This window comes from uncultured Polaribacter sp., assembly GCF_947495205.1.
Classification (GTDB): Bacteria; Bacteroidota; Bacteroidia; order Flavobacteriales; family Flavobacteriaceae; genus Polaribacter.
This window is the reverse complement of sequence record NZ_CANLXV010000007.1, coordinates 169,038-194,490: the sequence shown is the minus strand read 5'-3', so window position 1 is coordinate 194,490 and position 25,453 is coordinate 169,038. Positions and strand designations below refer to the sequence as shown.

Sequence of the window (25,453 nt, the reverse complement as noted above, 5' to 3'; positions counted from 1 at the left end):
GTAATGATTTCCATATCAGCAATAATGTCTTGCTGAAAGTCTTTTTGAAACTCAAGTTCTTCTATTTTTTCCTTAAGTTTTTTAATCTCATCGTTTTACTCATACCAGTATTTTGTTGTACTAAAGTACTATATTTTTTAATCCAATAACTAATTGTTGTTCTTGGGACATCATATTTTTTTGATGCAAAGTTTACAGAAATCTGATCATTTTGAATTTGGTCAACGACGAATAATTTTAAATCATAAGTTGCTTTTTGGTAACTTTTTTTTCGCCAGGGTTCTTTTTGTGTTTTCATAAGTGACTATAATTAAGTGTTTAATTTTTAGTCAACCTATTTCAGGAAAGTACAAGTGATAAATGAACACCAACGTTTAGTATAGAAAATCGTAGGGATTGAGACACAATACACTCCGATTAATCACAAGCTAAATATAAATATTTTGTATTTAACTTCTCAATAGTAAATGCCAAATTTTATATTTGGCGACCTTGTAAATAAACACAGACCTTTCAGTAAGCCTAAACCGCCCTATGTTTTTTATATCTTGTTGTGCCTTTGGTTATTTTTCCATTAAACTCATCCATTTTTGTATTCCGACTGTTGCTGGGAATTCGGTATCGATTGGCGATATTATTTTACCATTATTTTTTTCAATATCTACTATTAAATTATCTAGTTCAATTCTTTTATTTAAATGTTTTTCATAAATGTCGTACTCATACTCATTTTTCAGTTTATCAAAATTGACTTTATGCATTTTGAATAAGTCCTTAAAATCCAAAACGGCTTTTAATTTTCTACAATGAATGTTAATATATTCGACAATATTATCACTATCAGTTAAACTCAAGCTTTCTCCACAATCATATTTTAGAGAATCAACTTGTCCGTATCTTGAACCAGTATGTTCATATATTTCGTTAAGGTAGTTTCTGCAAGAATGACAGAATAAAGGGAATTTTTTAACATCCAATTGTACTCCCCATTCATCTCCTCTTATTATTAATTCAAAACTCATTAAATCATAATTTTCCTAGTAAGTTATCTAGTTCGTTAAATAATCTATTTGCATCATTACTTATGTTTTCCTAATTAGTTTTGATTATCATATCCGGATAGTGTTTGAGTATTGTTCTTAAGCTTTCTTCAACCCAGTTTAAATTTTCAGTTGTTTGTTCTTTTAAATACTCATTTATTGCGCCATCAATTAATGCAATTGAATTTTTCAATAATGGATTTTTTTTGTCATTAAAATACTCTTCAGTTATTTCAAGTATTGATATTAAGTATGCAATATTTGATTTGATAAGCTTAACAGTAATGATTTTGTTTTCATACATATTAGTGGTTTTGGAAATGAAGCACAACGACCCGGCTAAGAAACGTAGGGGAGTTTGAAGCTCTGCCCTTTCAGTTTACTTTTTAGCCAAGCCAAATATTTTTATAATTATTTTTCTTTTTGCGTTATCAAAATTTTGGTTTGGCGGTTTTTAATCGAAGCTATGAACTTCTAATTTATCGCCAAAACCCATATGTTTTTTAGACATTGTTGTGCTTTCGTGTTTTATTTTCAGGACTTAATCTTCTTATTTTAAAAGTAGCAAGCTCTTTTGCAATTATGGTTAAGCGTTGGCTCGTGTGAATTGCAAATGTGCTTGCGGTTTAATCAAGCAGTAAATTTACCTTCCCAGTACCATTGCATTTTTTACATATTTCATTGACTCTTTTTCCAGTTCCACTAAAGTCAGGGCATTTAATTTTCTTTGGTTCATTTTTCATAATTAAATTTGGTTTAAAGTGATTTCATTATTAGAGAGAAAAACAACAAATGTTCTTATTGACTCTATTGGTAGGAACCAAGCTTTGGTATTGATTACTACTAATGTTCTTTCTTCTTCTGTCAAATTATCAATGAAACTTTGAATTGTTGTTTCAGCAATTATTTTCGCATAATCATAGCAGTCAAAAATAGTTTGGTTTTCATCTGATTGTATGAATTGATTTACAATACCGATTAAGAATTCATCTCTCTTTTTTCTAATTGAATTTTGATATTTAATGCTACTCATGTTTTACAAAGTATTTTTTTTAAATCTGTTATTTCTTTCAAAAGAGAGTCATCTTGTTTTAGATATTCTTGTGCTATTTGTTCAAGGGCTATTAGCATTTCACAAAGTCCCGAGAAGAAACCACCTTGAATTTGATTTTCAAAAGCTCTTTTTTTAATTACCTCAAGTGATTCTTCTATAAATTTTCTTATTTCATTCATAATTTCAGTTTTTAATTCATTCGTGATAATTATACTAAATGTTTTATAGATTGTAAAGTCTATTTGTAAACTTTACCAAATAATTTTACTCCACCCATTGGTTCTGTTTTTCTAATAATTAATACTGCACTACCTCCAACTTCTTTAGCCTTTTTTACTAGTTTTTTTTCAGCGTTTTTGATACCTAAATTTTCAGCGGCACCACCCCAGCCAGAAAATGCTTCAATTGACTTTAACATTGTTTTATTTTCAATGAGCTTTGAGTCTCTAGTGAGTAATACTCCATCATTTTTTAACTTAGGATCAGAATACTTTACATTATCTGATATTCCTTTATAGTTTTGAACCATATTATTACCATAATAGAATGAGGCAATTCCACCAATTCCTAATAAGATACTTATAAAAATTACATCAGATTTAAACAAGATAAATGCTATAATGACACATACTGCACCTATTATTCTTAATGTATTTCCCGTGCCAGCTTTCTTTGAAACTGAAGCCGCATAATTTTTGTCTGATTTAGCCAGTATCGAAGAATACTTTAATCGAATTGTGTTTACCTTTTCTTGGGAACGGCCATCCATTTTAAGAGATCCATAATTATCATCATAATCTTTAAACCTTATTGGGGTTAATAAATTTTCAGAAATTTGTACTAAGGAATCTAAAATGTGTTTTGAAGTTGTGTCTAATGAATGTGCATACTCTAATGCATCCAAAACATCAATTGAGCGATGTAGGTGTTCTTGATATGTGCCATCAACCGTAGCAAATTCAACTGTATGATTATATGAAAGATTATATACTGCAAAAGCACAACCATCTATTGATTGCGCAATTCTTTTTTTCATTTCTTCTTTTTCTATAGTGTAATCGAGAGCTTTTTTAAAATTCCTCACCATTTCACTAATTTTAATTATCCTTAGATTACCAGACCAACCCGAACAATACCCCTTGCCAAACCAAGCTTCAGGAAGTTTAATGTCAAATTCAATTGCTTTATTATAATAGTTGATAGCTTCCTCATAATTTCCAGATTCCTTAGCATTTCCTGCCAATTCAAGAAAATTCTTAATTTGAGGATTATCCTCTGGTTTTGGAATGTTCCCATTTGTTTCAACTTTTTTCTCAATTGCATTCCCGCAGAATGCACAAAACATTGAGCTTTTTCCAGCAGGTAATTGGTTTGCCCCTCCACAGGAAGAGCATTGTAATGCTTCACTCATATTTTTCTAATTTTTAATGTATTTATAGCTATTTCTTTAAATGACCTTTTTTCATCATTTATTCTTAAATAAGAATTGTTGTCATAAGATTTTAATTCTTCTATGATTTTTTTCGCATCTTCAGTTTTACCATTAATAAAATAGCAATTGAAGATTCCTAATAAACACTTTGCCGCTGTCAGACCAAATTCATTTCCGTTGTCTAATGCAGAGATTGTTGCATCAGGGTAATTGGTAATAACCTGATTAAATGTTTAAATTGCTTGTTCGAATTGTTTCATTTTAAAGTAGCAAAGTCCAACATTATATAATACATCATCAGCTAAATCGCTTTGAGGATATTCGTCAATTAACATTTTGAATTTGTTGATTGAATCAAGATAAAACTCATCTTTAGCAAGATTAAGTCCTTCTGTAAAATACTGTATTTCTTTATCGTGCATTTCGTTTGTTTTTTTGTTCTTGTTTATAATCAGATGCCGAAAAGGTTTCAGCTTTAGAAACTTTCAAAATATATGTTGCTCCACCTAAAAATAAAGCAAGAGCAACTCCAAATCCTGTGTCGTACCATGCTTGTTTGTAACAGATATAACCACCTACAATTAAAATAGAACTTAAGAGGAATACAGCTATTTTACCATCTATGGATGAAATAAAAGCAATAGGTAGAAATAATATGCCAAAAGTAATAATTATTTGAGCAAATGAACGGTCAGTTTCAAAAGCGTAAATTAATATTCCACAACTTATCACTGCTAACAGGATTCCGATAATTAAACTTGTTGTTTTACTCATTATAAGTTATTTAAAATTCGTTTCTTAGTTTCATTAAACTCATCTTGGTTAATGGCTCCCATATCAAGTAGTTCTTTCAATTTTTTCAATTTCGCAAAAGAGTCTTCTTCTGGCTTTGATGGTTGATTATTTTGCTGTTGCATGGTTTGATTCATCATTTGTGGAATCATAAACCCCATTCCCATACCTGCACCAAGTCCCATTCCTTCTCCCGCACTTCCTGTCGGATTTTCTGCTGCTTTTTCCATAGATTGCCCCATTTGGAATTTCATAAAATCATCCATATTGCCAACAGCAGACATTCCCGAACGAGTGTCAATCATTTTTTGAACTTCTGGAGGAACAGAAACAGAATTGATTAAGAAATCATGTAGTTCTAAGCCCAATCCTTCAAAATCAAGATTTAAACTATTTTTAACCAACACAGAAAGATTGTCAAAATGTTGCGGTAAGTCGAATACCGTTTTTACATGTTGTCCAAGTATTACGTGAAGTTTTTGAAGGATGATTGATTTTAGGTAGTCTGAGATATCCGAATCTCGAAAAAGTCCTTGTGTACCAACAACTTTATTTAGAAATAACGATGGTTCTTTTATTGTAATTGAAAATGCTCCATAGCTTCTTAACCGTATCATTTTCAATTCAGAGTCTCTAAACAAAATTGGCTCTTTTGTTCCCCATTTTAAGTTTCGGAACAATTTCATGTTAAGGAAATAAACTTCAGATTTGAAAGGGGAATCTTTTCCATAACCTAATGATGTAATCAGTTTTGTTAAAACTGGTATGTTTTGAGTCTTCAAAACATGTCTACCAGTACTAAAAACATCTAAAGATTTTCCATCTCTGAAAAAAACTGCTTTTTGACTTTCTCTAACAATGAGTTGAGCACCCATTTTAAATTCACCACTACTATCTTCAGGTACTCTTTGTACCATAGTGTCTCCTGTGTTGTCAAGGAATTCTATTATTTCCATCAGTTTAGCCATCTTACAAATCTTTTAAATACTGGTTTCTTTTGTTTATTGAATTTTCAAGTGATTGAATATGTTGTTTAATATTCTCCAAATCGTTAGCTTTTAGTCCTTCTTGTAAATTTTCTGTAGCATCAAAAATATCTAAATCCATTTGGTAGATGTTTTCAAGTTCATCATTTTTAATAACAGAATCTGAAAAGAAAGCAGAAGCACCATAAGGTGAATACCTTATTAAATCTTTCAGATTATTGATTTTCTTTCTTGCTTTTTCAATTTCAGATAATTCCGTTAGTTCTGAAACCTCAACTAATGAATTTATCGTTTTTTCTGTTTCAGAAAGTTTATCAGCAATTTGTTCTCTTAATTGTCTGTCACATTCTCGTCTGCTATCTCTTTCTTGATACCCTTTATAACCAGGTATCAATGTTCCGATTTTGTCAAATATGTTTGTTTTTCTATTCATATTTATCAGTTAAGTAGGCGTTGGCAAAAAAGCAATGTGTGCTTAGCACTCTTTGCTTTGTGCGTTTGGCTTTATTTCTTTTATTGCTGTCATTTTCGTTTTTGTATTATACTGATATAGGTTGACCTTTTTTTTGTTTTTATATCGTTCAAAGTATTTTTCTAGCTTTTAGAAGCCAAAAAATACTTTGAACTAATTTCTTGCTTAAATATCAAGTTCAGTCAAATTTAGTTTATTTTTTCGATATGACTTGTATTTGATATTTGGATTTTGATGTACTTCGCTTGGTTTTCTTAAATCCAGACTACAATGTGCTCTTAGGTAATTATAAATATATACAGCTTGTATTGCTGTTTTTTCAGCTATATCTGTATTTTTTAAGTTTTTCCTTAAGCCGTATTCATATTTTAATGTTCTATTATTACGTTCTGCAATTGCATTCTCATTCTCATAAGGGTCATATTGTTCAGTCATACTCATTGTAATTCCATTTTTCTCGGCAAACTGAGTATATTTAGGATTACAATATTGAAAACCTCTATCAGAATGATGTATCAATGCTTTATTAGGATATTTTCTATTTTTAATAGCCATAGCAAGTGCTTCTGTGCAAAGTGAGGTTCTCATATGGTTTGCCAATTTATAGCCCATAATTTGTTTAGAATAGGCATCTGTCACGATGGCTAAATAGTTGTGTCCATTTTGAGTTTTAATGTATGTAATATCGCTAACCCATAATTGCTCTGGTCTAGTGGGAATTTTATCTTTAATTAGGTTTTTATATTTTCTAAACTGATGTTTAGAATCGGTTGTTGTTATATAGTTTTTTAATTTTGGAACAAGAAGATTATGCATTCTTAAAACGCTGTAAAACTTGTCTCTACCAATTTTAATATCATTGGCTATAAAGTCTTGTTTTAGTTCGCTGTACAGCTTTATTCCACCAGTTCTCATTCCCACAGACTTTCTATAATTTAAAACCAAAGCAACTATTTTTTGTTGATTGATTTGTTGTTTTTGTTGGCTTTTAAGTCTTTTGTAAAAGGCTTGTTTACTAATCCCAAAACATCCATAGAACCACTTTGTTTTAAACGGTTTTTCTTCTTTAGCTCTATCTCTTTTGCTAATGTTTTGGGCAATGACTTTTTTGACATATCCACTCCTGTAATGATTTCCATATCAGCAATAATGTCTTGCTGAAAGTCTTTTTGAAACTCAAGTTCTTCTATTTTTTCCTTAAGCTTTTTAATCTCATCGTTTTTACTCATACCAGTATTTTGTTGTACTAAAGTACTATATTTTTTAATCCAATAATTAATTGTTGTTCTAGGAACATCATATTTTTTGAATGCGAAGTTTACAGAAATCTGACCATTTTGAATTTGGTCAACGACGAATAATTTTAAATCTAAAGTTGCTTTTTGGTAGCTTTTTTTTCGCCAGGGTTCTTTTTGTGTTTTCATAAGTGACTACAATTAAGTGTTTAATTTTTAGTCAACCTATTTCGGGAAAGTACAACGAGCTATGTTTTATATGACGCAGTTGTAAGTATTATTTTTATTAAAATGATAGCAAGTTTATAAATAAATTTAAAAAAAATAAGATTGTTTTTTTGATAAATAAAAAAAACTCATCGACATAAAAGAAGATGAGTTTTATTTGAGTTAAATTTTTTTAAAATTAAACTTATTTGATTTAGGAGTATATCTACATTGCTACTAAATCTCCAGTTACATCTTTAGATGGTAATTCAGATTTTCCCATTAGGAAAAGATCAACCTGTCTTGCAGCTTCTCTTCCTTCTGAAATAGCCCAAACGATTAATGATTGTCCTCTACGCATATCTCCCGCCGTAAAAATGTTATTTACATTGGTTTGATACTTTCCATAGTCTGCCTTATAATTAGATCGTGCATCTGTTTTAATACCTAATTTTTCTGCTAAGGTGCTCTCTGGACCGGTAAAACCTAGTGCCAATAATGCTAAATCACATGGCCAAGTTTTTTCTGTTCCTGGTACTTCAATTAACTCTGGTCTTTGACCAGGAACCATTTTCCATTCTACATTTACCGTTTTTAGTGCGATTAGTTTATTGTTATCATCTTTAACAAATTCTTTCGTATTAATTAGCCAATTACGTTGTGCACCTTCTTTATGAGAAGATGAAGTTTTTAATTTTAATGGCCAAAAAGGCCATGGAGTTGTTGGTGAACGTTCTCCTGGAGGTTTTGGCATGATTTCAAAATTAACTACAGAGGTCGCTCCGTGTCTATTTGAAGTACCAATACAATCAGAACCTGTATCTCCACCACCAATTACAATTACATTTTTATCTGTAGCCATAATTTGATCTTTAACTTCTTTCCCAAAAAGTGCTTTGGTTTGTTGTGTTAAAAAATCCATAGCTTGCACAACACCATCAGCATCTATGCCAGGGGTTGGAAGACTACGTCTTTCAGTTGCTCCACCACATAAAACTATGGCATCGAATGCTTTTAAGTCTGCAACATCATAATTAACACCAACATTTACATTGGTTTTAAATACAATACCTTCTGCTTCTAATATAGCTACACGTCTATCTATAATTCCTTTTTCCATTTTAAAATTAGGAATACCATATCTTAATAAACCACCAACTTCATCATCTCTTTCAAAAACAGTTACCAAGTGGCCGGCTCTGTTTAGTTGCTGGGCAGCAGCTAAACCAGCAGGACCAGAACCAATTACAGCTACTGATTTTCCTGTTCTAGATTTTGGTAATTGTGGTTTAATCCATCCTTCTTTAAAAGCACGTTCTACTATGTTTTTTTCTATATTTTCAATAGAAACTGGATCTTCAATTATACCCAATACGCAGGCTTGTTCACAAGGAGCAGGACACAGACGTCCTGTAAATTCTGGAAAATTATTCGTAGAATGCAAGATCCACGAAGCTTTTTTCCATTCACCTTGATGTACCATATGGTTGAAATCTGGAATAAGGTTTCCTAATGGACAACCACTATGACAGAAAGGAATACCACAATCCATACATCTAGATCCTTGTTTTTTTATTTCTTTTTCAGAAAGTGGAACCGTAAATTCCTTATAATTTTTTACACGATCTTTTACAGAAGTGTAGGTTTCATCTTGTCTTTCAAATTCTTTAAATCCTGTTACTTTTCCCATGACATTATGCTGTTGTTAATTCTTCTACCATTGGTTCTTCTGTTTCTAAGCGCTCTAAGGCTTTTTTGTACTCTGTTGGCATAACTTTTACAAAGTTTTGTAAACTATTATCCCAGTCTGCTAATAAATCTGTACCTTTTTTACTATCTGTGTACAACACATGTTTTTCTAAAGTTGTTTTTAAATCTAAGGCATCTAAGTTAGAGATTTCTTCGAATTCTATAGTTTCTGTATTACAAAGACCATTTACAAATTTATTTTCTGGATCATATACGTAAGCAATTCCACCACTCATACCTGCAGCAAAATTACGTCCTGTTTTACCTAGAACAATAACTTTACCACCTGTCATATATTCGCAACAGTGATCTCCAACTCCTTCTACAACTGCTGTTGCACCTGAGTTTCTTACTGCAAAACGTTCCCCTGCAATCCCGTTAATAAAGGCTTGACCGTTTACAGCACCAAACATACATACGTTACCAACTATGATGTTGTTTTCTGCTAAAAAGTCTGCACTTTTTGGCTTTTTTACAATTAGTTTTGCTCCAGATAAACCTTTACCTAAATAATCGTTTGTGTTTCCTTCTAATATAAATGTTAATCCGTACGCAGCAAATGCACCAAAACTTTGTCCTGCAGAACCTGTGAAGTTAATATTTAAAGTATCTTCTGGTAAACCTAAATGACCATATATTTTTGAAATTTCATTACTAACAATTGCACCTACAGTTCTGTCTGTATTTTTAATTGGGTAATTTAAAGTCATTTTTTCTTTTCGATATAAAGCTCTATGTGAATCTTTAAGTATTGTAAAATCTAATACTTCATCTATATTATGATCTTGTTTTTCTGTGTTTTTTACTGGCATTTCACTGTAAGCGGCTGGTCTATGTAAAATACTACTTAAATCTAAACCTTTTGCTTTATAGTGCTTTATTGCTTTATTTGCATTGATTTTATGCGTTTGCCCAACCATTTCTGATAAAGTTCTAAACCCAAGTTGTGCCATAATTTTTCTTAATTCCTCTGCAATGTAATAGAAGAAATTAATTACGTGTTCTGGTGTTCCTTTAAAGTTTTTACGTAATTCTTTATCTTGAGTTGCTATACCTACTGGACATGTATTTAAATGACATTTACGCATCATTATACAGCCAGATGCAACTAAAGGAGCTGTAGCAAAGCCAAATTCTTCTGCACCTAATAACGCAGCAATAGCAACATCTCTACCTGTTTTTAATTGGCCATCACACTCTACAACAATTCTACTTCTTAAATTATTTAAAACAAGTGTTTGTTGTGCTTCAGATAAACCAAGTTCCCAAGGTAAACCTGCATGTTTTAAGGAGGTTAGGGGAGAAGCACCTGTACCACCATCATAACCAGATATTAATACCACATCTGCTTTTGCTTTTGCAACACCTGCTGCAATTGTACCTACACCAACTTCTGATACTAATTTTACATTTATTCTTGCTTCACGGTTTGCATTTTTTAAATCGTAGATTAGTTGTGCTAAATCTTCAATTGAATAAATATCGTGATGAGGAGGCGGAGAAATTAAACCTACAAAAGGTGTCGAATTTCTTGCATCTGCAATCCAAGGTAAAACTTTATAACCAGGTAACTGTCCACCTTCACCAGGTTTAGCACCTTGTGCCATTTTAATTTGTATTTCTCTTGCGTTTGTTAGATAGTGAGATGTTACACCAAATCTACCAGATGCCACCTGTTTAATTGCCGAATTTCTGCTATCTCCATTAATATCTTTTTGAAAACGTTTTCTATCTTCACCACCTTCACCAGAATTAGATTTACCACCAATTCTATTCATGGCAATTGCTAAATTTTCATGGGCTTCTCTTGAAATAGATCCATAAGACATTGCACCTGTTTTAAAACGTTTTACAATTTCTGTCCAAGGTTCTACCTCTTCTAAAGGAATAGGGTCTAAATTATCAAACTGGAATAAACCACGAATCGTCATTAAGTTCTCTGACTGTTCATTTATTGTTTTTGCATAAATGTCATAACTTGCCTGATCGCTTAAACGCACAGCTTGTTGTAATTTAGAAACAGTAGTTGGGTTAAATAAATGACGTTCTCCGTTTCTTCTCCATCTATAATCACCACCAATATTTAAACCTAAATTTTTATCGATTTGATTGTCTGGATATGCCTGCTTGTATCTATTTGAAATTTCTTTTTCAATTTCATATAAACCAATACCTTCTATTCTAGAAGCAGTATAAGGGAAATATTTTTCTACGAATTGTGAATTGAAACCAACAATTTCGAAGATTTGAGAACCTCTGTAAGAATGTAAAGTAGAGATTCCTATTTTATTCATTACTTTTAATAAACCTTTACCAATAGCTTTGTTGAAATTATCTACAGCCTTCTGTTCATCCATGTCTGTAATGAAGCCCTCCTTAACCTGCATTCTAATAATTTCATTTACCATATATGGGTTTATCGCGCTGGCGCCATAACCAAATAAGGTAGCAAAATGATGTGGTTCTCTTGGTTCTGCTGATTCAATAATAATATCAAAGTAAGAACGTTTTCTTAATCTATTTAATTGATGGTTTACAAAAGAACAAGCTAATAAAGCAGGTATTGGGGCAAATTCTTGGTTTACACCTCTATCTGACAAAATAATGATGTTACTTTTATTTTCTATTGCTTTTTCTACTTGTAATACAATATTATCTAAAGCGTCTTCTAAACCATTTAAACCTTGTGCTTTAGGATAAAGAATCTGAATGGTTTCTGCTTTAAAACTTTCTATGTTTATATTTCTAATTTTCTCTAAATCTGCATTAGAAATTACCGGATTTTGTATTCTTAGTTTTCTACATTGTCTTTCTGTAATGCTAAAGATATTTCTATCTTTTCCTAAGTTTAAACTTATATCTGTTACAATTTCTTCACGAATACCATCTAAAGGAGGGTTAGTTACTTGCGCAAATAATTGCTTAAAATAATTAGAAATTAATTGAGGTCTGTCTGATAATACGGCCAAAGGTGTATCTATTCCCATAGAACCTAAAGCCTCTTTACCAACTTGCGCCATTGGTGTAATTACTTCTTGAATATCTTCAAAAGTGTAATTGAATAAACGTTGGCGTGTTTTAATATCAATAGTTTCTATAGGGCAAGTTTCACCAGTATAAGGCACATCTTTTAAATGTAGGCGAGACTGGTTTAACCATTCTTGATATGGTCTTTCTGAAACAATTTTATTTTTAATTTCTTCATCTTCAATAATCCTACCTTCATTCATATCTACCAAGAACATTTTTCCTGGTTCTAATCTACCGTGTTTTTCAACATCTGAAGGAGCTACATCTACCACACCAATTTCTGATGACATAATTAGTTTACCACTTTTGGTAACAGTATATCTTGAAGGTCTTAACCCGTTTCTATCTAAAAGTGCACCAATATAATCACCATCTGTAAAAGGTACAGAAGCTGGTCCATCCCAAGGTTCCATTATACAACCATTATATTCGTAAAATGCTTTACGTTCTGGAGACATTGTAGCATGCTTTTCCCAAGCTTCAGGAATCATCATCATCATAATTTCTGGTAATGAACGACCTGTGTGTGTTAATAATTCTACAACCATATCCATAGATGCAGAATCTGATTTACCTGGAAGAATAATAGGGAATAATTCGTCTATTTGAGGTCCAAAAACATCACTTTTCATGATTTCTTCTCTCACACGCATTCTACTCACATTACCACGTAACGTGTTTATTTCTCCATTTTGACACATATGTCTAAACGGTTGTGCAAGTTCCCAAGTTGGCATTGTATTCGTAGAAAAACGTTGGTGTACAAGTGCTAAACGTGTAACCAAATCTATTTCTTGTAAGTCTTTATAATAAGGACCAATATCTTCTGGCATAATAATACCTTTATAGATAATGGTTGTTATAGATAAACTTGAAACATAAAAATATTTATTTTCAGAAATTTTAGAGTTTTCTATTTTATGTTCTGTTATTTTACGTGCAGCATATAACTTCGCTTTAAAAGTTGCCTCGTCAATATCACTATTTTTAGCAACAAAAAGTTGCTCTATATTAGGCTCTGATGCTAAGGCAATTGCACCTAATTGGGTAGAGTCTACAGGTACTTTTCTCCATCCTAAAATAGATAAATCTTGTTTTTTAACTTCCTCTTCAAAAGTAGTTTTACAAAAATTATATTGATTAGAAACTTTGGGTAAAAAAGCCATACCAACAGCATATTCTCTCTGTTTTGGTAATTCAAAATCGCAAACCCTTGTAAAATATTCGTGTGGAATATCTATTAATAAACCAGCTCCATCTCCAGTTTTTCCGTCGGAACTAACACCACCTCTATGTTCTAGTTTAACTAGTATTTCTAGGGCATCGTGTATAATTTGATTTGTTTTTTCTCCATTTAAATTACAGATAAATCCTGCGCCGCAATTTTCATGTTCAAACTCTGGTAAGTATAATCCTTGTTTCTCCATATTCTATTCAATTATATCTGCTAATTTATAAGTTTTATTGTGAAAAAATTAACGCTTGAGTGTTTTTAATATAATTTTTACGATGAAAACAAAAATTTAGTAAAAAAGCTTTAATTATTATAATTAAAGCTTTTTTTTTTGTGAAAATGATAATTAACAGGAAAACCTGCAAATTTTTAAAATTTGCAGGTAAAATATTTGATTTTTTTTAAGGTTTAGTCCTCGTTTAAACGAAAGTCTGAATAAGCATCCATACCATGTTCATGGGCATCTAGACCTTCTAATTCTTCTTTTTCACTAACTCTAATTCCTACAGTTTTCTTTAATGTAAAGATTATTAAGAATGAAGAAACGATACAGAAAGCTGCGTAACAACCTACACCTGTTAATTGAATTAAGAATGTATGTTCTGGATTTGTAGAGAAAATCCCAACTGCTAATGTTCCCCAAATACCACAAATTAAATGCACTGCAATAGCACCAACTGGATCATCTAACTTTATAGCATCTACAAAAGCAACAGCAAATACAATTAAAGCACCAGCTATGGCACCAATAATAATTGCGCTTTCTGGCGTCATAACATCTGCACCAGCAGTAATTCCTACTAAACCACCTAAGATTCCGTTAAGAAACATTGTTAAGTCTAGGTTTTTGTATTTGATGAATGATACAAAAGCAGCAACAACACCACCTGCAGCAGCAGCTAAACATGTTGTAACTAATGTTAAAGAAGTTAATTCTGGGTCTGCAGATAAGACTGAACCTCCATTAAAACCAAACCAACCTAACCAAAGTATTAAAACACCAGCAGTTGCTAATGGTATGTTATGTCCAGGAATTGCTTGCGGTTTACCATTTTTAAATTTTCCAATTCTTGCACCTAATAACCAAACAGCTACTAATGCCGCCCAACCACCAACAGAATGTACTAAGGTAGAACCTGCAAAATCATAGAATCCCATTTGGTCTAAGAAACCACCACCCCATTTCCAAGAACCTGCAATTGGGTATATTAAGCCAACGTAGATTACTGTAAAAAGCATAAATGGTCCTATTTTCATACGTTCTGCTACTGCACCAGATACAATTGTTGCTGCAGTTGCTGCAAACATTCCTTGAAACAAGAAGTCTGTCCACCAAGTGTAACCACCATTTGCATATTCTGGAGTCATTCCATTTTCTGGCGCGGCAATACCAAAACCTGGAAAATCTATTATACCTGCAGAACCTTCTGCAAAGCCAGGATACATTAAATTAAAACCTCCAATATAATAGAGTAATAAGCCAACTGTAATAATGAAAATATTTTTGAATAAAATATTGATTGTGTTTTTTTGTCTTGTTAAACCAATTTCTAGGAATGCAAAGCCAGTATGCATAAAGAAAACAAGTGCTGTACAGATCATCATCCATACATTGTTTGTTGTAAGTAATTCCATAATATTTTATTTTGATATTTTCTTTAAAGTTTCTCCGCCTTTTTCTCCTGTTCTAATTCTATATGCCTCTGTAATGTCTGATACAAAAATTTTACCGTCACCTACTTCTCCTGTGGCAGCAGAATTTAATAGAGCATCTACAGTAATTTGTTCAAAATCATCATTTACTACTATAGATAAATATCTTCTTTTTATATCGGTTGTACTGTAACTAATACCTCTATAAACATGAGCTTCTTTTTCATTTCCTAAACCAGTAACATCCCAATAAGAGAAAAAGTTCACATCCACCCCATGTAAGGCTTCCTTTACTGCACTAAATTTAGACTTCCTAATAATTGCTTCTATTTTTTTCATTGTAAGATATTTGGTTAATTCTTTGTTTTTTTAAGAATAATTTTAATTACCGAAAAATCACACAACGTATTAGGTTGTGTGATTTATATAATTTTTTAGATAAAATTTGATTATTTATCTTCCTCAAATTCTCTAACTCTTTTACCTGGATAAGCAATAGAGCCATGTTCAGAGATATCTAAACCTTCAATTTCTACTTCTTTAGTAACTCTTAATCCCATTGTTACTTTTAAAACTTTAAGAACAATGTAAGATAATGCTACTGCCCAAACAGCGTAAGCTAAAACTCCAATTGCTTGTGCACCAAGTTGTGCAGCTCCACCGCCATTGAATAAACCAATACCAGTATCACCATCTACACCCCAAAGTCCAATAACTAAAGTTCCCCAAACACCTGCTATTCCGTGAACAGAAAAAGCACCAATGGCATCATCTATTTTTAATTTTTTCTCTACAAATTCTATAGAAAATACTACTAAGATACCACCAATTAAACCTGCTAATACAGCACCACCAGCAGTCATGTTTCCACAACCAGCAGTAATACTTACCAAACCAGCTAAAGAACCGTTTAACGTTTGTCCTAAATTAGGTTTACCATACCAGATCCATGTTGTAACTAATGCACCTAAACCACCAGCTGCTGCTGCTAAGTTTGTAATAAGTACTACATTAGAAGCACCTATTGCGTCAGCACCACCCCAAGCTAATTGAGAACCACCGTTAAAACCAAACCAACCAAACCAAAGGATAAAAACACCTAAAGTTGCTAAAATTTGATTGTGACCAGGAATAGGCATTACTTTACCGTCTACATATTTTCCAATTCTAGGACCTACCATAAATGCAGCTACTAACGCAGCCCAACCACCTACAGAGTGTACAATTGAAGAACCTGCAAAGTCAATAAATTCAGCTGGCATAATACCATCTGTATTATTTAACCAACCACCGTTCCATTCCCATCCACCAGAGATTGGGTAAATAACAGCTGTCATTACTAAAGAAAAGATAATGTATGTTGTATATTTTGTTCTACCAGCAATTGCTCCAGAAACAATAGTTGCAGTTGTTGCAGCAAACATTGTTTGGAAAAATAAATCTGCTCCTTCACCTTGGAATAAACCACTCCAGAAGAACCAACCGTTAGAAGTATCTCCATACATTAAAGAATATCCTACTAACCAAAATGTAATAGATCCTACACAAATGTCTAGTAAGTTTTTCATTGCGATGTTAACCGCGTTTTTAGCTCTAGTCATACCAGATTCTACTAATGTAAATCCTGCTTGCATTAAGAATACTAAGATACCTGCAATAAGCATCCAAAGCATTCCCATATCTCCATTTACTTGCTCTAAAACTTTTGCAGCTTCAGTAGCAGGAGCATCTTGAAATAATGTTAATAATAAACTCATTTTTTATTAATTTTAGTTAGTAATTTTCTTGTTTTTCTCTTAGAAAGAGTATACTGCTGCCATTGTAAAAGTAGAAGTACTTGTCTTGTTAGGGAAAGCTTCTATAATCATATCATCTGAAGAATCAAATCTTAAGTCTGTAATTAGCTTTAAGTTACTTGTTAAGTTAGTGTTAGCTGTTAAAGTTACAGCTGTAACACTTTCTTCTGATGCACCATTTAATGAAAATAATTCTGGTCTTAAACCTAAAGCAAACTTATCTGAGAATGTGTTTTGTAAATATAAAGCTACACCTTGGTATCCAGAATCTGCTTCACCAGAGTTTGCATATGCTGCATTAATACCAACATAAAAACTTTCTGTTAAATCAAAACCACCAGTGTAGTCTATAAAGAACCAATCACGTGGCCCACCAGCCTCAATTGCACCAGCAATAATGTTTAAATACTGACCTTTATAACCAACTTGCGCACCAAATTGTGTAGCATCTGTAAAGTTACCATCTGCACTTGTTACTGCATGACCATTAGTTACTGCAAGCATTAAAGATAAATCTTCTGACACAGCATAATCTAATTTAAGACCTGTATGAGAAAAAGGACCTGCATTAAATAAGTAAGATACTGTATAGTTAAAGTTAGCAGAAGGATTAATAACTTCATATCCTAAAAAGGTATTGAATTGACCAGCTGTAACTGTTAATTTATCGTTTACATTATAGTAAGCGTATAATTGATTGATAGCTCCTGCTAAGTTAGCATCGTCTGCTTTTGGACCAAATGCTAAATCTGCAACAACTCCTGCTTTTCCTTTTTCATAAGCAAATACAGTATTTGCAGAACCTAAACCAAATGCATTTGCATTTTCTGGGCTTGCAATTAAAATTCCTGGTGTTCCAGAACCTTCAGTAAAATTAGTAGTACCATATACGTCTACAGTTCCGCTAAGTGTAAATTCACCTTTTTCTTCTTCTTGTGCATTAAGTACTAAACTTGAAACGCATAATAATGATAGAATTAATTTTTTCATAATAAGAGTCTTTTAATTTTTATTTGTTAATTGTTTGTTAATGAACTCGGGTCAAAAGTATATTATTTTTTTTAACTGACAAGGGTTGTGCTTTTTAAACTACTGTTTTTGGAGGTGAACCCCTCAAAAAAATAGGGTTTATATTGAGATAAGTGTATTTTAGCATTTGTAAAAGGTATAAAATGTAGACTTCATAAAAAAGTGAACTCAAATTTTGAGATATTCATAAAAATGAAGGTTTTGTAAAAAAAAATGTAATTATTATATTATTGATCTTATGAAATATCAATTTTCTTACGTGATTTCCTTAGAATTCTTAGGGTTTCGCTTTTCAGGTTGGCAAAAACAGAAAAATGCAAAAACATTGCATGAAATGGTAGATAAATCTTTGTCTTATGTGTTTGAAGATGTTGAATTTAAGACAGTTGGAGTTGGGAGAACAGATGCAAAGGTGTCTGCAAGGTTTTATTATTTGCAATTATTTAGAAATGAAAAATTGAATTGTAACACTTTTTCAAATCAATTGAATGCCAATCTTTCTCCAGATTTTAGAGCTTTAGAAGTTAAGGAGGTGTCAACTTCATTTAACATTATTAATGCTCCTAAAATTAAAGAATATCATTATTATTTTTCTTTTGGAGAGAAAAATCATCCTTTTGCAGCACCTTTTTTAGTGAATATTTCAAAAAATTTAGATTTGGAATTGATGCAAGCTGGTGCAAAATTGTTTGAAGGAGTGCATTATTTTCATAAGTATTGTACCAAACCCTCTGAAAATGCAATTTTTAAAAGAACTATTACTTCTTGTGAAATTGTAAGGAATGAAATTTTAATCGCTAATTTTTTTCCAGAATACTCCTATATATTAAAGGTGAAAGGTAAAGGTTTTTTAAGGTATCAAATAAGGTTAATGATGGCTACTTTGTTTGAGTTAGGAAAGGGGAATTTAACGTTAGATTATATTGTAGCATCTCTAAAAGAAGATAATGATAGAAAATTTCTAAGAAACAATGCGCCTTCTTCTGGTTTGCAGTTGTTTCATATTGAATTGCTAGAAACTGAATGATTTTTAAATTATTTAATGATAGAATTGTCAAAAAAAAATACTGTTTCTTGGTTTTGCTATAGGTTTTTAAATAAGCCCGCGCAAAGGATTGAAGTATTTGTTTGAGCTCTTACGCTTTTTAGCGTAAAGCGAGTACTGAAAGCCTGACCTGAAAGGTTGCGCCCAAGAAATAAAAAAATCCACCTGAAATAAGATGGATTTTATACCTTAATATATAGGTCTAAGTTTTACCCTTTAATTATACCACGAGAAATAACTATTTTTTGAATCTCTGAGGTGCCTTCGTAAATTTGTGTAATTTTTGCATCACGCATTAAACGTTCTACATGATATTCTTTTACAAAACCATTGCCACCATGAATTTGAACGGCTTCTACCGTTTGTTCCATTGCAACTTTACTTGCGTATAATTTTGCCATTGCAGAAGACATGTCGTAATTATTGCCTTGATCTTTGTCCCATGCAGATTTCATAACTAATAATCTGGCAGCTTCTATTTCTGTGTGCATATCTGCTAATTTAAAAGCAATTGCTTGATGGTTGCAAATTTCTGTGCCAAAAGCTTTACGCTCTTTACTGTATTTTAAAGCGAGTTCATAAGCTCCAGAGGCAATGCCTAAAGCTTGTGCAGCAATACCAATTCTGCCACCAGAAAGGGTTTTCATGGCAAATTTAAAGCCAAAACCATCTGCTCCAATTCTGTTTTCTTTGGGTACTTTTACATCATTAAACTGCAAAGTGTGCGTATCTGAACCGCGAATTCCTAATTTGTCTTCTTTGGGACCTATATGGAAACCTTCCATACCTTTTTCTATAATAAAGGCATTAATTCCTTTATGTCCTTTATCTCTATCGGTTTGTGCAATTACTAAATAGATATTAGCTCTACCGCCGTTTGTGATCCAGTTTTTTGTGCCATTAATCATATAATGATCTCCTTTATCTTCTGCTGTGGTGGCTTGTGAAGTAGCATCAGATCCTGCCTCTGGTTCAGATAAACAAAATGCACCAATTTGTTCTCCTGTGGCTAGTTTTGTTAAATATTTTTCTTTTTGAGCTTCTGAGCCATAAGCTTCTAAACCATAACAAACCAGTGAGTTGTTTACAGAAACCATAACAGATGCAGAGGCGTCTATTTTAGATAATTCTTCCATTACTAAAACGTAAGAAATTGTGTCCATACCGCTTCCTCCATATTTTGGGTCTACCATAATGCCCATAAAACCTAAATCGCCCATTTTTTTTACGAGTTCTTGGGGAAACTCTTGTTTATTATCTCTTTCTATAACACCAGGTAGTAATTCTGTTTGCGCAAAATCTCTAGCGGCATCTCGAATCATGATGTGCTCTTCTGTTAGTGTGAAATTCATTTATTTTTAGTTTTTTTTTGTTGTATTCGAAATATTATATCTCAAATATATTGATTTCGTAATATATTATCTATATTCAAGTGTTAATTTTGTCTATATGAATACAAATACAATTTTTGCTATTGGTGTAATGTCTGGAACTTCTTTAGACGGGATTGATTTGGTGTATGTACATTTTGAAAAAAATAATTACACAAAGTTTACAATAGTTTGTGCTAAAACAATACCTTATAATAAGGAGTGGAAAAAGTTATTGCAAAATGCCATTCATTTTTCTTCTGCGGAATTAAAGAAATTAGATGTTTCTTACGGGAAACACTTGGCCTTAGTAATTCAAAATTTTATAAATAATCATAAAATAGAAAAAATAGATTTTATAGCTTCTCACGGCCATACTATTTTGCATGAACCTGAAAACGGAATTACATTACAAATTGGTAATGGAAAAGAAATTGCAAAAATTACAAAACAAAAAGTTGTTTGTGATTTTAGAACACAAGATGTTAAATTTGGAGGGCAAGGAGCGCCTTTAGTACCCATTGGTGATGAATTGTTATTTTCTAATTATCAATTTTGTTTAAACTTAGGTGGTTTTTCTAATATTTCTTTTCATAAGAATAACTTAAGGATAGCTTTTGATATTTGTCCCGTAAATATTGTCTTAAATTATTATGTAAATAAGTTAGGTTTTGCTTATGATGCTTCAGGTAAAATTGCATCTGAAGGAAAAATTAATCAAACACTTTTAAAAGCCCTAAATGCTTTGCCTTTTTATGAAAAAGAACCACCAAAATCTTTAGGTTTAGAGTGGGTGCAAAAAGAAGTTTTGCCCATTATAGACCGTTTAGAAAGTGATGTTTCAATTATTTTAAAAACTTTTGTGGAGCATATTGCTATTCAGATTGCTAAAGTTATAAAAAACTCAAACTCAATTTTAATAACTGGTGGAGGTGTTTTTAATGCTTTTTTAATGGAGAGGATTGCACAACATTCAAATATTACCATAACATTAACTTCAAAAGAAATTATTGAATTTAAAGAGGCGCTAATTTTTGCTTTTTTAGGATTGTTAAAGATTGATAATCAGGTGAATTGTTTAAAATCTGTAACAGGTGCAAGAAAAGATCATTCTTCTGGAGTTATTTTTTATACATAGTTTTTAATTTAATTATTTGGCTACTCATTTTTTTAATTTAAATTTGTTAGCAATAATTTTAATTCATAAAAATATTATGACACAGCTTTAACTTTTTTTGGACGATTTTTTTTGAAAAAATGTAAAAAAAATAAACAATAGTTTAAGGTCATAAAAACATAATATGAAAGAATTATTAAAAAAATACGAAGAAAAACAGCCAGAAATTGTTTTTCATTGGAAAGATAAAGAGACAGATGCAGAAGGTTGGGTGGTAATTAACTCATTAAGAGGAGGTGCTGCTGGTGGAGGTACAAGAATGCGTAAAGGATTAGATAAAAATGAAGTTTTATCTTTAGCCAAAACTATGGAGGTAAAGTTTACCGTTTCTGGACCCGCAATTGGTGGTGCAAAATCAGGTATTAATTTTGACCCCAATGACCCAAGAAAAAGACAAGTTTTAGAACGTTGGTACAAAGCTGTAACGCCACTTTTAAAACATTATTACGGCACAGGAGGAGATTTAAATGTAGATGCAGATAAAGATGTAATTCCTATAACAGAAGATTGTGGTGTTTGGCATCCACAAGAAGGTATTTTTAACGGGCATTTTAAACCCACAGAGGCAGATAAAATTAATAGAATTGGGCAATTGCGTTTAGGCGTAATTAAGGTCATTGAAAATAAATATTTTTCGCCAGATATTGCTAGAAAATATACCATAGCAGATATGTTAACAGGTTATGGTGTTTCAGAAGCCGTAAAGCATTATTATGCTATTTATGGTGGTAATATAGCTGGTAAAAGAGCAATTGTACAAGGTTTTGGTAATGTTGGTAGTGCAGCTGCCTATTACTTAACGCAATTAGGCGCCAAAGTTGTTGGAATTATAGATAGAGATGGTGGTTTAATAAATAACAAAGGTTTTTCTATGGAAGAAATAACCGCGCTATTTTTAAACAAAGACGGTAATAAACTGGTGTCTAAAAACATGATGCCTTTTGATGAGATAAATCAGAAAATATGGAGCTTACCTGCAGAAATATTTATTCCAGCGGCGGCATCAAGATTAGTTTCTAAAGACCAAGTGCAACAAATGATAGATACAGGTTTAGAAGTAATATCTCCAGGAGCAAACGTTCCTTTTGCAGACAAAGAAATTTTCTTTGGTCCTATTATGGAATATACAGATAATCATTTAAGTTTGTTGCCAGATTTTATTTCTAATTGTGGTATTGCAAGAGTTTTTGCATATTTAATGGAAGCTAGAGTAAAACTGCCAATGCAAGACAAGGCTATTTTTGATGACACTTCTAACGTGATTAAAAAAGCATTACAAAAGACGTTTAAAAAAAGCGCCTCAAAAACAAAAATATGTTCAACAGCGTTTGAAATAGCGCTAAAACAATTGATATAATTTAAATTTAATATATGGAATCAGTAATTATTATAGTATTTGTATTGGGGTATTTAGCCATTACATTAGAACACAATTTAAAGTTAGATAAATTAATACCCGCCTTAATAATGATGGCCGTTTGTTGGGCTATTGTAGCTTTAGGTGTAGATGGTTTTACAAATTGGTTTGATTCTGCAAATCATGGTTTGGTAGATGGTTTTGCGTCTATGGTACATGAAGATAAATTACATTTGGTAGAAGAAACATTATTGCATCATTTAGGAAAAACTGCAGAAATTTTGGTTTTTCTTTTAGGAGCCATGACAATTGTAGAAATAATCGATTATTTTGATGGTTTTTCTACTATTAAAGGTTACGTAAACTTTAAAAGCAAAAAGAAACTTTTATGGATGTTTTCTATCCTAGCTTTTATCTTATCTGCAATTATAGATAATTTAACAGCTACAATTGTATTGATTTCAATACTACAGAAAATTGTTAAAAATAGAGACGAAAGAATTTGGTTTGCAGGTTTAATTATTGTTGCTGCAAATGCAGGTGGTGCTTGGTCTCCTATTGGAGATGTTACTACAACCATGCTTTGGATTGGTAATAAAGTTACTACATTAAAACTGATAGAATATTTATTTATCCCATCTTTATTATGTATGGTAGTACCATCTTTTATAGCTTCTTTTTTACCCGCTTTTAAAGGTGATATAGATTTTGATGAAAATGAAGTAGAAAAGCCAAAAAGCAAATACAGTGCTAAAATGTTGTATTTAGGTTTAGGAGCCATTTTATTTGTACCTTTCTTTAAAACCATAACGCATTTACCACCTTATGTGGGCATGATGTTGTCTTTAGGTGTTGTGGCTACTTTTGCAGAAATATTTAGTAATTCTAAATTTTCTATTTCTAGTGTACAAGGAGAAGAGGCGCAAGAACATACAGAAGAAGCACACCATAGCCCTGTGCATACTTCTTTATCTAAAATAGAAATGCCAAGTATCTTATTTTTCTTAGGAATTTTAATGGCAGTTGCTGCTTTAGAATCTTTAGGTATTTTATTCAATTTTGCATCAACTTTAAAAGAATCTGTACCACAATTAGGTACAGAAATGCATGAAGGTGGCGTTTCTGATTTGGTAGTAATGTTATTAGGACTTGGTTCTGCAGTTATAGATAATGTACCATTAGTTGCTGCTAGTTTAGGTATGTTTTCAGAAGCATTAGATCATGAACTTTGGCATTTTATTGCATTTTCTGCAGGTACAGGAGGTTCTATGTTAATTATTGGTTCTGCAGCAGGTGTTGTTGCAATGGGAATGGAAAAGATAGATTTCTTTTGGTATTTAAAGAAAATATCTTGGCTAGCTTTAATTGGTTTTGTAGTAGGTTCTGCAGCATTTATGGTTACAAGAACACTGTTTTAAATCAAAAAAATAAAAAATATAAATGTCATTTCAATACGTAATTTGAAATGACATTTTTTTTGGTTTTCAGAAACCATACTCTTTTTAACGCTACAATTTAAAAAAAGAATAAGCGTTATACATACATAATTAAAATAAGTAATAAATGATTTCATTTTTTCAAGAAAATAAACAATTGCTAGAAGAAGCCGTTTCCGAAGAAAAAACACTTTCCATTTACAAGCTAATAATGGATGGTGGCTTAGGCGGACAAATTATAATAGCCATTCTTTTTGTGCTACTTGCCGTTGGTTTGTATATTTATTTTGAAAGATATTTTACAATAAAAGCAGCATCTAAAATAGATGATAATTTTATGAATCAAATAAAAGACCAAATTTCTAATGGTAAATTAGAGGCCGCCAAAGCATTATGCGAAAGTACAAAAACACCAACAGCACGTTTAATAGGTAAGGGAATAACAAGAATTGGCAAGCCGTTAGAAGACATAAATACAGCTATAGAAACTGCTGGTAAACTAGAAATTTATCAACTAGAAAAAAATGTAAGCGTTTTGGCAACTATTGCAGGTGCAGCACCAATGATTGGTTTTTTAGGAACCGTAATTGGTATGATCGTTGCCATACATGAAATAGCAAACGCTGGCGGGCAAATAGATATAAAAATGCTTTCAGACGGTTTATATACGGCCATGACAACTACTGTGGCAGGTTTAATAGTTGGTATTATAGCGTATATAACATACAATCATTTGGTGGTTAAAACAGACAAAGTAGTGTATCAAATGGAAGCAAAATCTGTAGAGTTTTTAGACTTATTAAACGAACCAGTATAACAAGGCATAACAAGGGGTTTAAGCCCCTTGCATAATACAATATGTAACCATGAATTTAAGAGGAAGAAATAAAGTAGATCCAACATTCAATATGTCATCCATGACAGATATTGTGTTTTTATTGCTCATATTTTTCATGCTAACATCAACCCTAGTTACAGTTAGCGCAATAGATGTTTTATTGCCAAAAGCGGGCGGAAAAACAGAAAACAGCAAATCTGTAGCAGTTTCAATTACAAATAAATCTATTTTTTACATAGACAAAACAAAAGTAAGTGCAGCTAATTTAGAAAGCGAAATTTTAAGAAAAATAGGCACCGACAAACAAAAAACCATAGTAATTCGTGGCGATAAAGACGTACCTTATAAAAATGTAATGCAAGTAATAGATATTGCCAATAAAAATAAACTAAAAATGATTTTAGCTGTAAAAGGAAATTAATATTTTGGGCGTTTTAACGGGCTTTACGCACTCGCTTTTTTTGTGAAAAACAAAAAAGAGCTCAAACAAATGCTACAATCCCTAACGCAATGGCAAGTTT

25 protein-coding genes are annotated in these 25,453 nt (G+C 31.9%); 6 read left to right on the top strand and 19 right to left on the bottom strand.

Annotated elements, in window-relative coordinates; translation table 11 throughout:
* Positions 1 to 61: 61 nt before the first annotated feature.
* From Q0762_RS08925 to Q0762_RS08840, 18 genes are all read right to left on the bottom strand, one after another.
* Positions 62 to 298 (bottom strand): helix-turn-helix domain-containing protein, encoded by a 237-nt coding sequence (locus Q0762_RS08925; RefSeq protein ID WP_298766127.1) that lies wholly within the window; start codon positions 296 to 298, stop codon positions 62 to 64.
* Positions 299 to 563: 265 nt separating this feature from the next.
* The gene (locus tag Q0762_RS08920) at positions 564 to 1,022 is read right to left on the bottom strand and encodes a hypothetical protein (RefSeq protein WP_298766126.1); all 459 of its coding nucleotides are present in this window, start codon (positions 1,020 to 1,022) and stop codon (positions 564 to 566) included.
* A 70-nt stretch (positions 1,023 to 1,092) separates the two neighbouring features.
* Positions 1,093 to 1,344 (bottom strand): hypothetical protein, encoded by a 252-nt coding sequence (locus tag Q0762_RS08915; RefSeq protein ID WP_298766124.1) that lies wholly within the window; start codon positions 1,342 to 1,344, stop codon positions 1,093 to 1,095.
* 441 nt (positions 1,345 to 1,785) lie between these two features.
* Positions 1,786 to 2,073: a hypothetical protein gene (locus tag Q0762_RS08910; protein ID WP_298766122.1), complete on the bottom strand. Its 288-nt coding sequence runs from the start codon at positions 2,071 to 2,073 to the stop codon at positions 1,786 to 1,788.
* Positions 2,070 to 2,273 carry a hypothetical protein gene (locus Q0762_RS08905; RefSeq protein WP_298766120.1) on the bottom strand — a complete coding sequence of 68 codons (204 nt, stop codon included), beginning with the start codon at positions 2,271 to 2,273 and terminating at the stop codon, positions 2,070 to 2,072. The genes Q0762_RS08910 and Q0762_RS08905 overlap by 4 nt, the downstream gene beginning before the upstream one ends.
* A gap of 59 nt (positions 2,274 to 2,332) precedes the next feature.
* The gene (locus Q0762_RS08900) at positions 2,333 to 3,505 is read right to left on the bottom strand and encodes a tetratricopeptide repeat protein (protein ID WP_298766118.1); all 1,173 of its coding nucleotides are present in this window, start codon (positions 3,503 to 3,505) and stop codon (positions 2,333 to 2,335) included.
* Between the two features lie 254 nt (positions 3,506 to 3,759).
* Complete coding sequence (locus Q0762_RS08895) at positions 3,760 to 3,948, bottom strand: tetratricopeptide repeat protein (protein ID WP_298766116.1); 189 nt, start codon at positions 3,946 to 3,948, stop codon at positions 3,760 to 3,762.
* Positions 3,938 to 4,300 carry a hypothetical protein gene (locus Q0762_RS08890; protein WP_298766115.1) on the bottom strand — a complete coding sequence of 121 codons (363 nt, stop codon included), beginning with the start codon at positions 4,298 to 4,300 and terminating at the stop codon, positions 3,938 to 3,940. The genes Q0762_RS08895 and Q0762_RS08890 overlap by 11 nt, the downstream gene beginning before the upstream one ends.
* Positions 4,300 to 5,274, bottom strand: a complete 975-nt coding sequence (locus Q0762_RS08885) for an SPFH domain-containing protein (protein WP_298766113.1) — start codon at positions 5,272 to 5,274, stop codon at positions 4,300 to 4,302. Before Q0762_RS08885 ends, Q0762_RS08890 begins: the two co-directional genes overlap by 1 nt.
* A 13-nt stretch (positions 5,275 to 5,287) precedes the next feature.
* Positions 5,288 to 5,737: a hypothetical protein gene (locus Q0762_RS08880; protein ID WP_298766111.1), complete on the bottom strand. Its 450-nt coding sequence runs from the start codon at positions 5,735 to 5,737 to the stop codon at positions 5,288 to 5,290.
* A 204-nt stretch (positions 5,738 to 5,941) separates the two neighbouring features.
* Entirely contained in the window at positions 5,942 to 6,796 is an 855-nt protein-coding gene (locus Q0762_RS08875) for an IS3 family transposase (protein WP_298766133.1), read from the bottom strand.
* The gene (locus Q0762_RS08870) at positions 6,727 to 7,200 is read right to left on the bottom strand and encodes a helix-turn-helix domain-containing protein (RefSeq protein ID WP_298766109.1); all 474 of its coding nucleotides are present in this window, start codon (positions 7,198 to 7,200) and stop codon (positions 6,727 to 6,729) included. The genes Q0762_RS08875 and Q0762_RS08870 overlap by 70 nt, the downstream gene beginning before the upstream one ends.
* A gap of 244 nt (positions 7,201 to 7,444) precedes the next feature.
* Positions 7,445 to 8,908 carry a glutamate synthase subunit beta gene (locus Q0762_RS08865; RefSeq protein WP_298766107.1) on the bottom strand — a complete coding sequence of 488 codons (1,464 nt, stop codon included), beginning with the start codon at positions 8,906 to 8,908 and terminating at the stop codon, positions 7,445 to 7,447.
* A 4-nt stretch (positions 8,909 to 8,912) separates the two neighbouring features.
* Positions 8,913 to 13,424: a glutamate synthase large subunit gene (gene gltB / locus Q0762_RS08860; RefSeq protein ID WP_298766106.1), complete on the bottom strand. Its 4,512-nt coding sequence runs from the start codon at positions 13,422 to 13,424 to the stop codon at positions 8,913 to 8,915.
* A gap of 215 nt (positions 13,425 to 13,639) precedes the next feature.
* Entirely contained in the window at positions 13,640 to 14,866 is a 1,227-nt protein-coding gene (gene amt, locus Q0762_RS08855; protein ID WP_298766105.1) for an ammonium transporter, read from the bottom strand.
* 6 nt (positions 14,867 to 14,872) lie between these two features.
* Complete coding sequence (locus tag Q0762_RS08850) at positions 14,873 to 15,223, bottom strand: P-II family nitrogen regulator (RefSeq protein ID WP_298766103.1); 351 nt, start codon at positions 15,221 to 15,223, stop codon at positions 14,873 to 14,875.
* 110 nt (positions 15,224 to 15,333) lie between these two features.
* Positions 15,334 to 16,641, bottom strand: a complete 1,308-nt coding sequence (locus Q0762_RS08845) for an ammonium transporter (protein WP_298766101.1) — start codon at positions 16,639 to 16,641, stop codon at positions 15,334 to 15,336.
* Between the two features lie 39 nt (positions 16,642 to 16,680).
* Positions 16,681 to 17,670 (bottom strand): outer membrane beta-barrel protein, encoded by a 990-nt coding sequence (locus tag Q0762_RS08840; RefSeq protein WP_298766099.1) that lies wholly within the window; start codon positions 17,668 to 17,670, stop codon positions 16,681 to 16,683.
* A gap of 277 nt (positions 17,671 to 17,947) precedes the next feature.
* On the opposite strand from Q0762_RS08840, the gene Q0762_RS08835 reads away from it, so the two are divergent.
* Positions 17,948 to 18,736 carry a tRNA pseudouridine(38-40) synthase TruA gene (locus Q0762_RS08835; RefSeq protein WP_298766097.1) on the top strand — a complete coding sequence of 263 codons (789 nt, stop codon included), beginning with the start codon at positions 17,948 to 17,950 and terminating at the stop codon, positions 18,734 to 18,736.
* A gap of 227 nt (positions 18,737 to 18,963) precedes the next feature.
* On the opposite strand, the gene Q0762_RS08830 is transcribed toward Q0762_RS08835, so the two are convergent.
* Positions 18,964 to 20,106 (bottom strand): acyl-CoA dehydrogenase, encoded by a 1,143-nt coding sequence (locus Q0762_RS08830; RefSeq protein ID WP_298766096.1) that lies wholly within the window; start codon positions 20,104 to 20,106, stop codon positions 18,964 to 18,966.
* Positions 20,107 to 20,203: 97 nt separating this feature from the next.
* Here Q0762_RS08830 and Q0762_RS08825 point away from each other — a divergent pair, with 97 nt between their 5' ends.
* From Q0762_RS08825 to Q0762_RS08805, 5 genes are all read left to right on the top strand, one after another.
* A complete protein-coding gene (locus Q0762_RS08825) occupies positions 20,204 to 21,262 on the top strand; it encodes an anhydro-N-acetylmuramic acid kinase (protein WP_298766094.1) in 1,059 nt (352 codons plus the stop codon).
* Between the two features lie 163 nt (positions 21,263 to 21,425).
* Positions 21,426 to 22,658, top strand: a complete 1,233-nt coding sequence (locus tag Q0762_RS08820) for a Glu/Leu/Phe/Val dehydrogenase dimerization domain-containing protein (protein WP_298766092.1) — start codon at positions 21,426 to 21,428, stop codon at positions 22,656 to 22,658.
* A 14-nt stretch (positions 22,659 to 22,672) separates the two neighbouring features.
* Positions 22,673 to 24,076 (top strand): sodium:proton antiporter NhaD, encoded by a 1,404-nt coding sequence (nhaD, locus tag Q0762_RS08815; RefSeq protein WP_298766090.1) that lies wholly within the window; start codon positions 22,673 to 22,675, stop codon positions 24,074 to 24,076.
* 145 nt (positions 24,077 to 24,221) lie between these two features.
* A complete protein-coding gene (locus tag Q0762_RS08810; RefSeq protein ID WP_298766088.1) occupies positions 24,222 to 24,911 on the top strand; it encodes a MotA/TolQ/ExbB proton channel family protein in 690 nt (229 codons plus the stop codon).
* 49 nt (positions 24,912 to 24,960) lie between these two features.
* On the top strand, positions 24,961 to 25,353 hold the full coding sequence (locus Q0762_RS08805) for a biopolymer transporter ExbD (RefSeq protein ID WP_298766087.1): 393 nt from the start codon (positions 24,961 to 24,963) through the stop codon (positions 25,351 to 25,353).
* Positions 25,354 to 25,453 lie beyond the last annotated feature (100 nt).

What these genes read in the sequence shown, in the direction of transcription:
- Q0762_RS08820 (WP_298766092.1), top strand. Translation starts at nt 21,426, where the DNA reads ATGAAAGAATTATTAAAAAAATACGAAGAAAAACAGCCAGAAATTGTT.
- gltB (WP_298766106.1), bottom strand. Translation starts at nt 13,424, where the DNA reads ATGGAGAAACAAGGATTATACTTACCAGAGTTTGAACATGAAAATTGC.
- Q0762_RS08925 (WP_298766127.1), bottom strand. Translation starts at nt 298, where the DNA reads ATGAAAACACAAAAAGAACCCTGGCGAAAAAAAAGTTACCAAAAAGCA.
- Q0762_RS08865 (WP_298766107.1), bottom strand. Translation starts at nt 8,908, where the DNA reads ATGGGAAAAGTAACAGGATTTAAAGAATTTGAAAGACAAGATGAAACC.
- Q0762_RS08895 (WP_298766116.1), bottom strand. Translation starts at nt 3,948, where the DNA reads ATGCACGATAAAGAAATACAGTATTTTACAGAAGGACTTAATCTTGCT.
- Q0762_RS08890 (WP_298766115.1), bottom strand. Translation starts at nt 4,300, where the DNA reads ATGAGTAAAACAACAAGTTTAATTATCGGAATCCTGTTAGCAGTGATA.
- Q0762_RS08915 (WP_298766124.1), bottom strand. Translation starts at nt 1,344, where the DNA reads ATGTATGAAAACAAAATCATTACTGTTAAGCTTATCAAATCAAATATT.
- Q0762_RS08830 (WP_298766096.1), bottom strand. Translation starts at nt 20,106, where the DNA reads ATGAATTTCACACTAACAGAAGAGCACATCATGATTCGAGATGCCGCT.
- Q0762_RS08910 (WP_298766122.1), bottom strand. Translation starts at nt 2,073, where the DNA reads ATGAGTAGCATTAAATATCAAAATTCAATTAGAAAAAAGAGAGATGAA.
- Q0762_RS08905 (WP_298766120.1), bottom strand. Translation starts at nt 2,273, where the DNA reads ATGAATGAAATAAGAAAATTTATAGAAGAATCACTTGAGGTAATTAAA.
- Q0762_RS08920 (WP_298766126.1), bottom strand. Translation starts at nt 1,022, where the DNA reads ATGAGTTTTGAATTAATAATAAGAGGAGATGAATGGGGAGTACAATTG.
- Q0762_RS08840 (WP_298766099.1), bottom strand. Translation starts at nt 17,670, where the DNA reads ATGAAAAAATTAATTCTATCATTATTATGCGTTTCAAGTTTAGTACTT.
- Q0762_RS08825 (WP_298766094.1), top strand. Translation starts at nt 20,204, where the DNA reads ATGAATACAAATACAATTTTTGCTATTGGTGTAATGTCTGGAACTTCT.
- amt (WP_298766105.1), bottom strand. Translation starts at nt 14,866, where the DNA reads ATGGAATTACTTACAACAAACAATGTATGGATGATGATCTGTACAGCA.
- Q0762_RS08835 (WP_298766097.1), top strand. Translation starts at nt 17,948, where the DNA reads ATGAAATATCAATTTTCTTACGTGATTTCCTTAGAATTCTTAGGGTTT.
- nhaD (WP_298766090.1), top strand. Translation starts at nt 22,673, where the DNA reads ATGGAATCAGTAATTATTATAGTATTTGTATTGGGGTATTTAGCCATT.
- Q0762_RS08845 (WP_298766101.1), bottom strand. Translation starts at nt 16,641, where the DNA reads ATGAGTTTATTATTAACATTATTTCAAGATGCTCCTGCTACTGAAGCT.
- Q0762_RS08880 (WP_298766111.1), bottom strand. Translation starts at nt 5,737, where the DNA reads ATGAATAGAAAAACAAACATATTTGACAAAATCGGAACATTGATACCT.
- Q0762_RS08810 (WP_298766088.1), top strand. Translation starts at nt 24,222, where the DNA reads ATGATTTCATTTTTTCAAGAAAATAAACAATTGCTAGAAGAAGCCGTT.
- Q0762_RS08885 (WP_298766113.1), bottom strand. Translation starts at nt 5,274, where the DNA reads ATGGAAATAATAGAATTCCTTGACAACACAGGAGACACTATGGTACAA.
- Q0762_RS08805 (WP_298766087.1), top strand. Translation starts at nt 24,961, where the DNA reads ATGAATTTAAGAGGAAGAAATAAAGTAGATCCAACATTCAATATGTCA.
- Q0762_RS08900 (WP_298766118.1), bottom strand. Translation starts at nt 3,505, where the DNA reads ATGAGTGAAGCATTACAATGCTCTTCCTGTGGAGGGGCAAACCAATTA.
- Q0762_RS08850 (WP_298766103.1), bottom strand. Translation starts at nt 15,223, where the DNA reads ATGAAAAAAATAGAAGCAATTATTAGGAAGTCTAAATTTAGTGCAGTA.
- Q0762_RS08870 (WP_298766109.1), bottom strand. Translation starts at nt 7,200, where the DNA reads ATGAAAACACAAAAAGAACCCTGGCGAAAAAAAAGCTACCAAAAAGCA.